General features: G+C 54.3%; 12 protein-coding genes. 8 read left to right on the top strand and 4 right to left on the bottom strand.

Annotated elements, in window-relative coordinates:
* Position 1 precedes the first annotated feature (1 nt).
* From D3A97_RS01985 to D3A97_RS02000, 4 genes are all read right to left on the bottom strand, one after another.
* Positions 2–868 (bottom strand): hypothetical protein, encoded by an 867-nt coding sequence (locus D3A97_RS01985; protein ID WP_119076148.1) that lies wholly within the window; start codon positions 866–868, stop codon positions 2–4.
* Between the two features lie 11 nt (positions 869–879).
* Positions 880–1,419, bottom strand: coding sequence for a heavy-metal-associated domain-containing protein (locus D3A97_RS01990; protein WP_157986304.1), 540 nt, complete (start codon positions 1,417–1,419; stop codon positions 880–882).
* Between the two features lie 84 nt (positions 1,420–1,503).
* Entirely contained in the window at positions 1,504–1,893 is a 390-nt protein-coding gene (locus D3A97_RS01995) for an HYC_CC_PP family protein (RefSeq protein ID WP_432206039.1), read from the bottom strand.
* 19 nt (positions 1,894–1,912) lie between these two features.
* Positions 1,913–2,359 carry a secondary thiamine-phosphate synthase enzyme YjbQ gene (locus tag D3A97_RS02000; protein ID WP_119076154.1) on the bottom strand — a complete coding sequence of 149 codons (447 nt, stop codon included), beginning with the start codon at positions 2,357–2,359 and terminating at the stop codon, positions 1,913–1,915.
* 155 nt (positions 2,360–2,514) lie between these two features.
* Here D3A97_RS02000 and D3A97_RS02005 point away from each other — a divergent pair, with 155 nt between their 5' ends.
* The 8 genes from D3A97_RS02005 to D3A97_RS02040 all read left to right on the top strand — a co-directional run bounded on the left by D3A97_RS02005 (position 2,515) and on the right by D3A97_RS02040 (position 14,379).
* Complete coding sequence (locus D3A97_RS02005) at positions 2,515–3,126, top strand: RNA polymerase sigma factor (RefSeq protein ID WP_119076156.1); 612 nt, start codon at positions 2,515–2,517, stop codon at positions 3,124–3,126.
* Positions 3,127–3,195: 69 nt separating this feature from the next.
* On the top strand, positions 3,196–4,356 hold the full coding sequence (locus D3A97_RS02010; RefSeq protein WP_119076158.1) for a FecR family protein: 1,161 nt from the start codon (positions 3,196–3,198) through the stop codon (positions 4,354–4,356).
* Positions 4,357–4,585: 229 nt separating this feature from the next.
* Positions 4,586–7,891: a TonB-dependent receptor gene (locus tag D3A97_RS02015; RefSeq protein WP_198673823.1), complete on the top strand. Its 3,306-nt coding sequence runs from the start codon at positions 4,586–4,588 to the stop codon at positions 7,889–7,891.
* A 12-nt stretch (positions 7,892–7,903) separates the two neighbouring features.
* Positions 7,904–9,319 carry a RagB/SusD family nutrient uptake outer membrane protein gene (locus D3A97_RS02020; protein ID WP_119076161.1) on the top strand — a complete coding sequence of 472 codons (1,416 nt, stop codon included), beginning with the start codon at positions 7,904–7,906 and terminating at the stop codon, positions 9,317–9,319.
* Positions 9,320–9,337: 18 nt separating this feature from the next.
* Positions 9,338–10,885, top strand: coding sequence for a DUF4843 domain-containing protein (locus tag D3A97_RS02025; protein WP_198673824.1), 1,548 nt, complete (start codon positions 9,338–9,340; stop codon positions 10,883–10,885).
* 15 nt (positions 10,886–10,900) lie between these two features.
* Positions 10,901–12,067 carry a serine hydrolase domain-containing protein gene (locus tag D3A97_RS02030; RefSeq protein ID WP_119076165.1) on the top strand — a complete coding sequence of 389 codons (1,167 nt, stop codon included), beginning with the start codon at positions 10,901–10,903 and terminating at the stop codon, positions 12,065–12,067.
* Between the two features lie 9 nt (positions 12,068–12,076).
* Positions 12,077–13,132: a dipeptide epimerase gene (locus tag D3A97_RS02035; RefSeq protein WP_119076167.1), complete on the top strand. Its 1,056-nt coding sequence runs from the start codon at positions 12,077–12,079 to the stop codon at positions 13,130–13,132.
* Positions 13,132–14,379: a DUF819 family protein gene (locus D3A97_RS02040; protein WP_119076169.1), complete on the top strand. Its 1,248-nt coding sequence runs from the start codon at positions 13,132–13,134 to the stop codon at positions 14,377–14,379. The genes D3A97_RS02035 and D3A97_RS02040 overlap by 1 nt, the downstream gene beginning before the upstream one ends.
* Positions 14,380–14,383 lie beyond the last annotated feature (4 nt).

The following is a 14,383-nucleotide window of genomic DNA, read 5'->3' on the forward strand; positions in this document are numbered from 1 at the left end:
CCTATTTTTTTCTGATGTTGAAAATATTGTGCTCCAGCTTCACCATGTAAACAGTGGTCATATTCCGGGCCATGTCTCCGAACAACTGGGTGCGGTAACTCAGGTCTACCCGGGTGGTGCTGTTGAAAATGAACTGCACGGCGGGCGCCACATCTATATAATAGTTGCGGCGGTACTGGTCAAGGTTGGACTTGCCCAGCAGCTCCACATAGAGGTTCAGGTTGGTTTGCTGGTAGCTTTTGTAAGTACGCGGCAACAGCAGGTACCCGGCAGACAGGCTGTAGTTAAGCGCATTCCGGGAAAAGAACAACGGCAGCTCGTCTTTCACGTTCTTAAAGTACCGGTCATATCCCAGCGTACCGGAAACAGCCAGCTTGTGCAGCAGCTGGGTGGCAATGAGGCCGCCGCTGACCCCGGAGGTGGTACCGTCAAGGTCCAGGTCTTCGTTGTAATACTGTTTGGCAGTATGATCATGCCCCGCGCCCATTTCCGGGTAATAGGGGTTATTGATAAGAGCGCCCTTTACAAATGCGGCCATCCTGAAGTGGGAATGCACTTCGTCTTTAGACAAAAAACGGTATTTGGCGTACAGGCTGGCGCCTTCAAACTGGAACTGCCGCTGCATCATGTTGGAAAAATACCCGCTGGCATGCACCATCAGTTTTTTGGAAAACCCCACCATTATCTCCGGCGCCAGGCGGTAACCGGTATAGTTGGCATGGTCCATCGGGAACAGTTTGTTAGACAACCGCAAGCCGAGAGAATTTGCCGGCATATTGCTGGCCGGCTCAGCATTTACGTACAGCTCCTGCGCCTGTGCAACGGCTCCCGTGCAGACCAGCGCCAGCAGTATAAAAATTTGCTTCATGCTGCCGGTTTTTAAATAGTAACGTGATATACGCGTTTGCCTGCGGCGCCGCCTTTACAGCAATCTGCCATGGTGCCGGTGGCGTAGCAGCTCATTTTGGTCTGGGCGCTGTATTTTTTAAATGTTTTGGCAGACACAAAGTTCTTATCTACAATGGTAATGTCCTTTTCACCCTGCAGCACTTGCGGCGTTACGTTCAGGAAATGCAGCGTTTGGCCCGCAAAAGGAATATGCGTGTCATTTTCCACCTTTACCTTGTCAAAATTGGCCGTAACGGTGAGTTTGGCCACGGAGAAACCGGCGTTTTCCACCTTGTCCCGGATCTGGTCAAGGTTAACGGCCGCATTGGGTTTGAAATGCAGGATGAAGGTGGTATTGTTAAGGTCTGTATCTATTTTGTCTACGAACGGCAGTGTTTTCAACGCCTTGAAAGTGGCGTTGGAACACATGGCGCAGGTAAGGCCCGCGGCCTGCACGGCAGCCTTTTTATACTGCGCGGAAGCAGTGAGCTGTGCGCCAAGCAGCGCTATTGCGAAAAGAATAGTTTTCATGATCATTGATTTTAATGGCAGTAGCCTGATAAATAAACGGATAACGCCTTTTCCCGGCATAGCGGCGAAAAGGGGAATACGGTATCAGACAAGCAAAATGCAATGATGCAGATAGAGCGGTTGCGCCGTTATCAGCGGTGGAGCGTGCAGCGGCGCCCAGGCATGCAGCACGGGAGCCGGGTGTACGGGCTGCAACCACAGGGGCTGCGTGCTGACCGGTAATGCGATAATGGTGTTGGTGAGGCCGGCAAAAACCTTTGCAGCCTGGTGCGTATCGTCCAGCTTCAGGAACTTGGCTTCGTCCTTGCAGCAATCCCCTTTTACCGGCATGCCGCATTTGCCACAGGCCTCATTGTGGGCATCGTGCAGGTCTACAGCAGCCAGTTCTCCCATACAATAATGCAAATTGACACTAAACCCGCTGGTTATCAGCGTGTAAAGTATTGCAATGCATATGGTTATTAACTTCTTCATGTGCTGTACGGGTACAAAGTTACGGTTTTTCCCCCATCTGCGCGGTTTCTCCCCAAGCCGTAACAACCAGGCGGCGGGAACCGCCGTAGTTGCGGTGCTCACAGAGGTAGATACCTTGCCAGGTGCCCAGGGCCGGCCGGCCATTGCGGATGGGGAACGTAACGGAACTGCCCAGCAGGGCGGCCTTCAGATGCGCCGGCATATCATCCGGCCCCTCGTCATTATGCACATATTGCGGGTCATTTTCAGGCACCGCTTTGTTGAAGTACGTTTCAAAGTCTTTGCGCACCGTAGGGTCTGCATTTTCATTAATGGTGAGGGAAGCGGAGGTGTGCTGGATGAACACCTGGCAGATGCCCGCCTTGATGTTCCGCAGCTCCGGCAACGCCTGCATCACTTCAGCAGTAATGAGATGGAAGCCTCTTTTTTTGGGAGGCAGCTGGAAGAAGGCCTGGAATACTTTCACATGGCAAACCTAGGGAATAAAACGATATTGTTCCTCCAGCGTTCGGATTAACCCGGCCCCGGTATTTGATCTTCTTCCCGTTTTTTTTAGATTTACAGGTGTTACAAACCATGCATGTTTACCAGCCGGCAGTCTCCGGATAAAATTTACCAGGTATGGACGATATGCCTTTAGAGGAGGAATTACTGGAAAAAGTGGCCCTGGGGGACCAGTCTGCGTTTGCCGTACTGTTCCACCATTACCAGCGCCGCATATATGATATTGCCATACGCCTTACGCATTCAACCATCATAGCGGAAGAAATGGTACAGGATATTTTTACCATGATCTGGCTGAAGCGGGAAGACCTGGTGAAAATACGCGATTTCAGGTCGTACCTCTTCATCGTTACCCGCAATGAAGCCTACCGTACTTTGCGCAACCTCTCCTCCCGCCGGGCAAGGCTCCGGGAGCTGGAGGAAGAAGAGATAACACTAGCCCATAACAACGTGCATCAGCGACTGCAGGAGAAAGAATATGCCGCGTTGCTGAAGGAAGCCGTCAACCGGTTGCCCCCCATGCAGCAACAGGTATATCATTTAATGAAAGAGCAGGCCCTGAAAAGGGACGAAGTGGCGGAACGCCTCCACATAAGGCCAGAAACCGTTAAACGGCACATTGCCCAGGCCATGCGTAACATCCGGGCATACCTTCTTTCCCACCCCGATCTGATCATTGCACTGGTGCTGCTGCCGCCCGCCCGGCATATTTTTTTTTCCGGGCACTGACCCAACAGCCCCTCGCAAATACTCTTTATAACAAGCGCCGGTTAACGGCCTCATTAACAATTCCGCAATATGTCTTCATCACGTATAGAATATTTACTGGCGCAGTACCAGCGCGGAGCAGCCACCCCGGGGGAAGAAGAAGAGCTGATGGCGCTGCTGGCGGAGCCATCTAACCGGCAGGCGGCCGAAGCATGGATAGATCAGGTGCTGGCAGGTGAAGACACCGGCCAGCATATGCCGCCGGAGCATGCCGGACATATACTGGAAGCTATTTTCCAGACCGGGGAACAGCAACGTTACCCAACCGCAACAAGACGCATCCCGCGCGCCGTCCGGTGGGTGGCCGCCGCTGCCATTGCGGGCATAGCCGCTCTGGGCACTTACCTGCTGGTGAAGCAGGATGTACCCCGGAAGACCACGGCCGCCTATACCGCAGACATTCCCCCCGGCAAAAGCCAGGCGGTGCTGGTACTGGCAGACGGCGGTACGGTTACGCTAGACAGCGCCGGCAGCCGCACGCTGCAACAAGGCAACGCCGCTGTTATGCAAGCCAACGGCCAATTACAGTACACCGCGCAAGACGGGGCGGAAGACCGGCCGGCTTACAATGAGCTAAAAACACCGCGGGGCGGGCATTTCAGGCTGCAACTGTCAGACGGTACCACGGTATGGATGAACGCCGGTTCCTCCCTCAAATATCCCACGGCCTTTTCCGGCAATGAGCGGGTTGTGGAGCTTAGCGGCGAAGCCTATTTTGAAGTGGCGAAAAACGCCGCCAGCCCGTTCCAGGTAATGGCGGGCGGCATAAAAATACTGGTACTGGGCACTCATTTTAATATCAAGGCTTACACGGACGAGCAAACCGTCAGCACTACCCTCCTGCAGGGCGCCGTAAAAGTAACCGGCCGGAAAGGCAGCAGTACGCTCAGGCCGGGAGAGCAGGCGCAGGTGGATGCAGATGGCGCGCTTTCCGTAACACGGGTCAATACAACCGATGTGATGGCCTGGAAAAACGGGCTGTTCGTTTTCAAAACAGCCAACGTACAGACCGTGATGCGCGAACTAAGCCGCTGGTACGATATAGATGTTGTATATGAAGGCGAACCTACCGCCCGCGAATTTTCCGGTAAAATATCGAGGAACTATACGCTGCAGGAAGTGCTCTCCGTGCTGGAAGCCAGCAAGGTACACTTCCGGCTGGACGGGAAAAAACTGACCGTTTTGCCATAGCATAATTTAACAGAGGATAATCAACATACAGTAACATTGCCTGAATACGCTTTGATCTGCCGGGAGCCCGCTTCTTCCGGCATGGGGAGGTTATTTGCCGGCACTATTCTTTATCAACCAATTTTTCACTATGGTCTTCAACCTACGTCAAAAGATCAGCCGGGCGGCATTATGCCGGTCCGGTAAAGTTCACAAACTGTTTTACTGGCGCTGTAAACCTGCATGGATCATGAGAGTTTCATTTTTTCTGCTGCTGACCCTGGCCATGCACGCCAGCGGAAGGGCGCTTTCGCAAAAGATCACTATCAATGTAAAGGACGTACCGCTTGAAAAAGTATTTCTGTCAATTGAACAGCAGAGCGGCTACCTCTTCTGGTACGATGAAAAACTGCTGAAACCGGCGCGGAAGGTTAGCCTCTCCGTTAAAGACGCCAGTCTTGACCAGACATTGCAGCTCTGCCTGAAAAATCAGGACATCAGCTACAAAATTATCCGGAATACCATTGTACTTTCGCGGAACGTTCAGGAAACAAACCCGGCAGGCAACACCCCTGCCGCAGATTCCCTGATACGGGGAACGGTAAAAGTGCGTGTAAAAGGCATGCTGCAGCCCGCACCGGGTGTAAGCGTTTCGGAAGAAGGCGCCTCCGGCGGCACGTTGACGGACGAGCAGGGCAATTTTGCCATTCGTATAAAAAACGGCGCCACCCTGCAGTTTTCCATGATCGGGTTTAAACCGCGCAAGGTGATGCCGGGGCAAGGCCCGCTGCAAGTTGTGCTGGAAGAAGATGTAAGCGAGCTGGACGCCGTAGTGGTAACAGGTTACCAGGTACAGGCCAAACGCGCGGTTACAGGGTCTATTGCCAAGGTGAAAGGAGAAGACATCGAGAACATTCCCCTCCAGTCTTTTGACAAGGCCATACAGGGAAAGGCCGCCGGCGTGCTGGTGCAAACGGCCACCGGCGTGCCGGGCGGCGCTGTGAAGATCAGCATCCGGGGAGAAGGTTCCATAACAGCCGGTACAGAACCGCTGTATATTGTAGATGGCGTGCAGTTCAACTCGTCTTCCCTCACCTCCCGCACCTCCAACAACCCGCTGGCCTACATTAACCCGAACGATATTGAATCTATAGAGATACTGAAAGATGCCGCGGCCGCCTCCGTATACGGTGCCCAGGCCGCCAACGGCGTGGTATTGATCACTACCAAAACTGGTAAAAGCGGTAAAACGAACGTCAACCTCAATTATTACCAGGGTATTTCCATGCCCATGGCAAAGGTAGATGTGCTCAATACCCAGCAGGCGCTCGCCATGCGCCAGGAAGCACTGAAGAACCGCTACCCGGACCGTTCAGACGCAGCTATACGTTCTGAAGTACTGCAGGAGTACGGGCTAGAGCCAGGGCTCTCCGATGAAGATATTGTAGCGTTGCCCACGTACGACTGGCAAAACGCCACCTTCCGCGTGGGCCAGGTGCAGAACATTGAACTGAGCGCATCCGGGGGCAATGAAAAAACCACCTTCTATGTTTCCGGCGCATTTAACAATCACGACGGGAACGTGATCGGCATTGATTTCAAGAAGGGTACGGCCAAAGTGCGCATTGGCCACCAGGCCAGCAAGCGCCTTTCCTTTGACCTGGGCATCAACATGAGCCTCATCACACAGAACGGCAACACTGGTTCCCAGGGCAATACCAGCGGTTACGCCTCTCCACAATACAGCGCGGTATTTATGCCTCCTACGGTACCCATTTACAAGGCAGACGGCAGCTTCAACAGCTACCCCGGCATGCCCGGCACCGGCTTCAATCCCGTACAGGCCGCGGTAGTGGATGATAACCGCATACGCCACCGCGCGCTGGTAGGCAACTTCAGCGCCACTTATAAAATACTGGACAATCTTTCCTTCCGATCCTTCTACGGGCTAGACTACCGGTATATCAAAACCGATTATTACCGCGATCACCGCACGCCCAACGGCGCCGTCTGGAATGGTTACCTGATCATAGAAGACATCGAGAACATCAATTTCACCACCACCCAAACCCTTAACTACCAGCGTCAGTTCAACAACGCCCACAACCTCTCCGTACTGATGGGCGCAGAGTACCGCAGCGATGTGAGTGAGTATGCGTCCGCCCGCGGTGAGGGGTTTGCCACCTACCAGCTCCGCACCATGCAGTCTGCCGCCGTGGCCGCCAGTTCTACCGGCAGCTGGACCGGCTTTCGCCGGCTGGGCTTTTTTACGCAGGCTAACTACGACTTCCGGAAAAAATACATGCTGAGCGCTACCCTTCGTTACGACGGCTCTTCCCGGTTTGGCACGGATAACCAGATGGGGCTGTTCCCCGCCATCTCCGCCGGCTGGGATGTTGCCCGGGAGTCCTTCATGGAAGATCATACCTGGGTAGATCAGTTGAAACTGCGCATAGGCTATGGCGAAACCGGTAACGACCAGATCAACAACGTTTCGTCCCGCGGCTTTTACCAGGGCGGCGGTGTTTACAACGGCAAAGCCGGTCTCCGCCTGATGACCATGGCTAATACAAAATTGGGCTGGGAAAGAAATGTGACCCTGAATCTCGGCACAGACTTTTCCCTGCTCAAAGGCCGCATTGCAGGCGCGGTGGAAGTGTACAGGAGGGCCAGCAAAGACCTGCTGCTGAACAGGCCCGTGCCCTGGCTCAGCGGTTTTGACAATATAGATGACAATGTAGGCGAAGTAGTGAACAAGGGGCTGGAAATTGAACTGAACACCGTCAATGTCAAAAGCACGCACTTCAGCTGGAACACCAGTTTCAACATTTCTTTCCTGCATAACGAAGTAACGCAGTTGTATGACGGGCTGCAATCCATCAGCAACACCATCAGGGTAGGCCACCCGCTGAAAACCTATTTCAGGCCCCGCTATGCCGGTGTCAACTCCGCCAATGGCAGGCCTATGTGGTATGATATCAACGGCAACATCACCTACCTGCCCGTTGCCGCAGACAACGTATCTACCGAAAAGGGCGCACTGTCAGATTACTTCGGCGGCCTCACCAATACGTTCCGGTACAAGGGATTTGAATTGAACACCATGTTCCACTTTGACATGGGCAGGTACTTGGTAAACCAGATGAACGCCGTGTGGTACAACCACCATGGCAATACGGTAGGCTCCAACACCTTGCTGCGGCTATACGAAAACAGGTGGACAACGCCCGGGCAGGTTACTTCCATACCCCGGCTCATACACGGCGGGGCCGAAACCAACAGCGCCGCCCAGCACACCGCCTCCACCCGCTTCCTGGAAGACGCCTCGTTTATCCGCCTGCGGGAAGTAACGCTGGCGTACCGTTTCCAGCCTGCCCTGCTTAAACGCATACACCTCTCCTCCGCCAGGATATATTTCACCGCTGTAAACCTTCATACGTGGACGGAATGGACAGGGTACGACCCTGAAATTGCACTGACCGGCACCGTAGAGAACAACACCGGCATCATTCCGCAAACCCGCAGCTTTACAGCGGGCATTCAAGTTGGACTATAAAAAAGAAGCAACATGAAAAAAAAGATCATCATCTGCATATTGAGCTGTACGGCGTTGCTGGCAGGATGTGACCGGATACTGGATGTAAAGCCGCGCCAGTCTATAGACTCCCGCGATGCGCTGAACAATGAGGCTGCCATAGAAGCCGCGCTCAACTCCGTATACGCCTACCTCCGCCAGGCAAGCCAGTATGGGAGAGACCTGGTGGCCATTCCCGAACTGCTGGCAGACAATGCCATTAATACCGGCAATTCCGGCGCGCTGGTAGCGGAAGCGCTGAACCAGCCCGGCGCCCATATCAACAACTGGCAATCCAGCTACTTTGCCATCAACGAGATCAACAACCTGTTTGAGGCCCTGCAGGCATTGAACGCTTCGCAGGAGTTCAAAGACCGCATCGGGGGACAGCTTTATTTCCTGCGGGCATTGTATTACCATAACCTGATGCGCATTTATGCCTATGACCCCACCGCCATCCGTGAAGACGTTAACAAGGGTGGCGTACCGGTAATGCGGCAGGCGGTGCGTGCGGCAGAGCAGATCTCCCTGGCCGCGCGCGAGCCCATTCATACCGTATACGAACATATATATCACAACCTGGATTCCGCTATCCTGCTGCTGCAGAACTACTCTACCAACAGGGCGCCCCACTATGCCACCGCCGGGGCCGCCGCCGCCCTGTACACCAGGGTAGCGCTCTACAATGGTGACTATGAAAAAGTGCTGGCAGAGGCAGACAACGCCCTCTCCTCGGGAGTGGGCATATTCCAGCCCAACAGCACTTATATCTCCGCCTGGCGCGGCGCGGTACACCCCGAGAGCATGTTTGAACTGGTGTACCTGCCTACAGACAATATCGGGGTGAACGAATCTCTCCGCGCCACGTTCACTTCCCGCCTTACCCTCACCGCCACTACCTTCACCAACCGCGGCAACGTGGTGCTGAGCAATGAACTGTATGAACTGTACAAACCGGAAGACGTGCGCCGCCAGCTGATCATGAAAGGGCTGGGCCGTAACGCCGCGCTGAACGAGATGTACAAGTTCATCAGCAAAAACGGCACCGCCAACCTGGACAATGTACCCGTGATCAGGATCTCCGAGGTGTACCTGAACAGGGCGGAAGCCTATGCCAGGCTGGACTTTCCGGATGAGGCCCGGGCAGACCTGAACAGGATACGCACCCGCGCCGGGTTGCCCGCTGTAGATGAAACACTGGCCGGCACGCCCCTCATCAACGAAATATTATTGCAGAGAAGGCTGGAACTGGCCTTTGAAGGCCACCGCTTTTTTGATATGAAACGGTTGGGTATGGATATCAGCAAAGAATCCGGCAAGGTATTGTTCAACGAGCATCGTATACTGGCCCGCATTCCTATCCGCGAAGTGCAGGCCAATCCCAACCTGGTGCAAAATGATGGTTACTAAACTTAAACATGCATGAAAATGAAAACAATATACCAGCCGTATTTAACGGGAAGCATGATGACCTTTTGCCTGGCTGCCGCGCTCCTGCTCTTCTCCGGTTGCTTCAAAAAATATGAAGAAGATTTTTTCTTCCGCGACCTGCAGGTGGAGTTTGATGCCGCTACCTGGCAGAACAAGGCGCCGGGCAAAACATACCCGCTGATGCCCGTGGTGAACCGCGCCAGCGGTACCTATCATTATAAAGTAAACCTCGTGGGCGGGCAGGTGGCAACGGCTCAAAACATCGGCTACCGAATTGTACCGGAAGAGACCACAGCCCAGGAAGGTGTTCATTTCCGCCTGTTGCAGGGCGGCGCCATGCCCATGCAAGCCGCAGTCAGTATAGACAGCATTGGCGTGGAAATACTGGATTTCCCCCCTGCGTCTGGAGAGCTGATGCTGGTGCTCGAACTGACCGGCAATGAATCCGTGAAAGCCAGTGAGAACTACAAACGCATTGGCATTCCCATCAACCGCAGAGGCATTGTTGTTCCCGGAGAACTATACCCCGGCCTCCCGCTTTACGAGCAACTGGGGGGAGACAACTACTACAATACCATTACGCTTGACCCGCTTTACCCCGGCCTCCCGCCAGACCTGCTCACGCGTTGGAACAGCGCCGCGCAGCAGGTGCTGGATTATGGCGGCCGCATACTGCAGTCATTTTCCCTGCGCTTCACCACGGACCAGACCGTGGAAGCCATTGCCTGGTATTATTCCGGTTCAGGGAAAGCACAGGCTATATGGACGTACAAATTTGAAGCAGACGCCTCCGGCAAAGGCCGCTTCGTATTTGTGTCGGGCAATACCAACGCCAACAACCTCCGTTCCAGGATGCAGCCTTTACTGGAAGACTACCTGGAGCAATATGAGTTCAATGTGGATTGGATAGACCCGGCCATTATACCCGCACCGGCAAAAGGATATATTGGCGGCATCTTCAGGGCAGACGAGCCCGCTTCTTTCATTTTCGGGCCTATATCATCTATAGAGACCGTGAGCGCAGACGCATGGCCCCTTCCCTCTTCTCCCGCCATAGAGCAACTGTTCGGCAGGCAGGGCGCCCCGCGGTATACGTCCATTCTCATAGACCCGGCAGAAGCCGGCCAGTCGGAAGATTTCAAGACCCGTTGGGAAACGTCCAAAACCGCCGTGCTGCAGATCGGCGGCCGCCGCATCCATAAAATGCTGGTGTCTTTCGATGCGGACTTCAACGGGGTCAAAGTGCTCATCTATTATTTTACCTCCACCAACGGCAAAGTGCTGGCCCGGTATGACTACCAGGCCCGTATAGACCACAACGGCATAGTGAAGCTGGCATTCCTTACGCAAACCGCCAACGGCAACGCCATCAGGCCCGGTGTTGGACCGCTGATAGACGAGTACTTTAATACGCAGGCGTTCAGCATCACCAAAGCCGCCGGCGCGGAAACCCTGACGCTGACGCAGGTTAGCAACAACGCCTCATTTTTCTCCGGAACACCGGGTAACCATCCCATCAGCGCCGCAGAATTTTTTCCTGAATAATAAAAACCCATCACCATGATCTTTAAAAGAAACATTGTATACCTGCTGCTGTTGGCAACCCTTCAGCTGTTTGCCTGCACGGAACAGAACACCGTGGAAATAATAGGAAAGAAGACCTTTACAGACAGCGATACGGCCATTGCCGCCGTAGATGATTCCGTCCGTTCCTTTATGCAGAAACACAGCATCCCCGGCGTATCCATCGCCATTGTAAAAAACGGGAAGCTGGTGTATGCAAAAGGATATGGATATGCGGACCAGTCTGCCGCCGCCCCGGTGACAGACAGCAGCCGGTTCCGTATTTCCAGCATTTCCAAATGCGTTACTTCCGTGGCCATTATGAAACTGCTGGCCGCTGGCACCCTTTCGCTAGACGACAAGATATTCGGCCCCGGCAGCATACTGGGCACCCAGTACGGTACGCTGCCTTACGGCACCTACATTACAGACCTGCGGGTACGGCACCTGCTGCAACATTATAACGGGGGCTGGAGCAATGCCAGCAACGACCCCACGCTCACCAACGATGCCATGAACGCAGAGGAACTGATCAGCTGGATACTGGACAACCGCCCGCTGTCTTCCGCGCCCGGCACCACGTACCTGTATTCCAATGTGGGGTACATGATACTTGGCCGCGTTATCGAAGAGCTAACCGGGCAAACCTATGAGAACTATGTAAAAACGAACGTGCTGCAGCCTTCCGGCATCACCAAAATGGATATTGGCGGCAGTACGCTGGCAGACCGTAAAACAAATGAAGTTGTTTATTATGGACAGGGTACGCAAAATCCCTACAGCGAGAACTTTCCACGGCGTGACGCCAATGGCGGCTGGATCGCTTCTCCCACAGATATGATGCGGTTAATGGTGCATGTAGACGGGTTAAGCTCCGTACCGGATATATTGACGGCGGCCATTAAAGATACCATGATCACACCCTCCTTCGCCAACCAGGCTTACGCCTGCGGGTGGAGCATCAGCGGCCAGGGCAGCTGGTACCATAGCGGCAGCTTCCCCGGCTCCAGCAGCTTCTGGATGCGCCGTAACGACGGGATGAGCGGCATTGCGCTGGTCAATTCCCGGTCTTCCAACAGCACTTTTTCCAATGACCTGCTGCAACTGGTACAACGCATGCTGCTGAGTTCCACCATTGCATGGCCCAATGTAGACCTTTTTTAAACCTGAGATATGCTTCAATTAAGTTACAAGCCTTACCTGCTGCAATTAAAAAGAGTATTCACCATAGCGCGCGGTTCCCGCAGCAGCGCGCCGCTTATGCTTACCCGCATCGCGTTCGGCGGGCAGGAAGGGTTTGGGGAAGCATCCATGCCCGCGTTGTACGGAGAATCCTTTGAATCTGCGGCCGCCTTTCTTTCCCGGGTAGATCTTTCCCAATTTTCGTCCCCTTTTGAAACAGACACCATTCTTCAATACGTTAATAACATTGCGCCCGGCAACCAGGCCGTAAAAGCATCTATAGACATTGCGCTGCACGACCTGGTGGGCAAACTCCTGAATATGCCGCTGCACCAGTACTTTGGCCTGCCCGCCCAGGTCATGGACACGTCTATGACCATCGGCATAGATACCCCGGAAGAAATGGCGCAGCGGGCGCGGGAACACGCCGGCTTCCGGTACCTGAAAATAAAACTCGGCGCTGCCAATGACCGGGACATGATCAATGCCATCCGCGCTGTAACCAACGCACCGCTGTTTATTGACGCCAACCAGGGCTGGAAAGACCGCGAAGAAGCGCTTGATATGATTGGCTGGCTCAAAGAAAAAGGCGCCGTATTCATTGAGCAGCCCATGCTGAAAGAAAACAAAAAAGACCTGGCCTGGCTGCGCCTCCATAGCCCGCTGCCCGTCATCGGTGACGAGGGTATTCAACGGCTCACGGACCTGCGGGAAGCGCCGGAGCTTTACCATGGCATCAACATCAAGCTCATGAAATCTACCGGCCTGCGGGAAGGTTTCAAGATGGCCGTTACCGCCAAAGCGCTGGGCCTCCAGGTAATGCTGGGCTGCATGTCTGAAACCTCCTGCGCCATTTCAGCCGCCGCCCAGTTGTGCGCGCTGGCAGACTGGGTAGACCTGGACGGTAATCTCGACGCGCAAAACGATCCCTACACAGGCGCCTTCGTCAACAACGGGCAATTGCATACTACCGGCAAACCCGGGCTGGGGCTCGGCAATATTAACTGGGACGATATTGTGCCCTGCTCAACCAACAGCGCTAATTAATGGAGCAACATCCCCTGATCACGAACGATGCGGTAGTGTTTGGCCTGCTTATGAGCATACTGGCCCTGATATTCGGCACATCGCGGATGAACCACCCGTTCTTCCGGCGCCTGTACGGCATTATACCGCCCATATTGCTCTGTTACTTTATTCCCGGCCTGCTGAATACCTTCGGCGTCATATCAGGCAGCCGGTCTGCGCTCTATTCCGTGGCATCCGGCTACCTGCTGCCCGCGTGCCTGGTATTGTTCACGCTGGGGCTGGACCTGGAGGCTGTATGGAAACTGCGCCACAAAGCCGGCATTATGTTTCTCACGGCCAGCATCAGCGTGCTGATCGGAGGGCCGCTGGCAGTAATGATAGTTGGGGCGGTAAACCCGGGCATTGTGGGCGGTGAAGGGCCAGAAGCTGCCTGGCGCGGCCTCGCCACACTGGCAGGCACCTGGATAGGGGGCGGCCCCAACCAGGCTGCCATGTACAAGGTATTTCAGCCTTCCGCTTCCCTGTTTTCCGCGGTAGTGGCGCTAGACGTGATTATTGCGTACGGCTGGATGACGCTCATGCTGTTTGCAGCGGGGAAAAAAGAAAAAATAGATGCCCTCTTCAAGGCAGACCCGCAAATTGTCAAAGACCTTACTACCCGCATGGAAGCCCGCGAAGAAGGCTCCAGGCGCATACCGGAACTGACAGACACCATGCTTATACTGGGCGTTGGAGCGGGCGCCACCGGCCTCGCTCACTGGCTGGCAGACATCATTACACCATGGATAGCCGCCAACGCCCCATATCTCGAAAAATTCAGCCTGACGTCGGGTTTCTTCTGGCTGATACTCATAGCCAGTATGCTCGGCTTACTGTTATCTTTTACGAAAGCCCGTACACTGGAGGGGGCCGGGGCATCAAGGATCGGCAACGTATTCCTGTATTTCCTGATCGCTACCATAGGCATGCAAATGGACATATATGCTATCTTTAACAGACCTGGCCTGTTAGTGGTGGGCCTTGTCTGGATAGGTATTCATGGCCTGCTGCTACTGCTGGTGGGAAAGCTGATAAAAGCCCCCTTCTTTTTTATTGCCGTGGGCAGTATGAGCAATATTGGCGGCCCGGCATCCGCTTCCGTGGCTGCCGCCGCTTTTCATACCTCGCTGGTGCCCGTAGCCGTGCTGCTGGCTGTATGCGGCTATGCCATCGGTACCTATGCAGCTTATTTATGCGGTTTGCTGATGCAGGCCGTCACTCCTTAAAATG

Origin of the sequence: Chitinophaga alhagiae (genome assembly GCF_003568665.1) — a bacterium.
Taxonomy (GTDB): Bacteria; Bacteroidota; Bacteroidia; order Chitinophagales; family Chitinophagaceae; genus Chitinophaga; species Chitinophaga alhagiae.

Excerpts from the sequence above, each read along its gene's own strand:
- D3A97_RS01985 (WP_119076148.1), bottom strand. The coding sequence starts at position 868 with ATGAAGCAAATTTTTATACTGCTGGCGCTGGTCTGCACGGGAGCCGTT.
- D3A97_RS01990 (WP_157986304.1), bottom strand. The coding sequence starts at position 1,419 with ATGAAAACTATTCTTTTCGCAATAGCGCTGCTTGGCGCACAGCTCACT.
- D3A97_RS01995 (WP_432206039.1), bottom strand. The coding sequence starts at position 1,893 with ATGAAGAAGTTAATAACCATATGCATTGCAATACTTTACACGCTGATA.
- D3A97_RS02005 (WP_119076156.1), top strand. The coding sequence starts at position 2,515 with ATGGACGATATGCCTTTAGAGGAGGAATTACTGGAAAAAGTGGCCCTG.
- D3A97_RS02010 (WP_119076158.1), top strand. The coding sequence starts at position 3,196 with ATGTCTTCATCACGTATAGAATATTTACTGGCGCAGTACCAGCGCGGA.
- D3A97_RS02015 (WP_198673823.1), top strand. The coding sequence starts at position 4,586 with ATGAGAGTTTCATTTTTTCTGCTGCTGACCCTGGCCATGCACGCCAGC.
- D3A97_RS02020 (WP_119076161.1), top strand. The coding sequence starts at position 7,904 with ATGAAAAAAAAGATCATCATCTGCATATTGAGCTGTACGGCGTTGCTG.
- D3A97_RS02025 (WP_198673824.1), top strand. The coding sequence starts at position 9,338 with ATGAAAACAATATACCAGCCGTATTTAACGGGAAGCATGATGACCTTT.
- D3A97_RS02030 (WP_119076165.1), top strand. The coding sequence starts at position 10,901 with ATGATCTTTAAAAGAAACATTGTATACCTGCTGCTGTTGGCAACCCTT.
- D3A97_RS02035 (WP_119076167.1), top strand. The coding sequence starts at position 12,077 with ATGCTTCAATTAAGTTACAAGCCTTACCTGCTGCAATTAAAAAGAGTA.
- D3A97_RS02040 (WP_119076169.1), top strand. The coding sequence starts at position 13,132 with ATGGAGCAACATCCCCTGATCACGAACGATGCGGTAGTGTTTGGCCTG.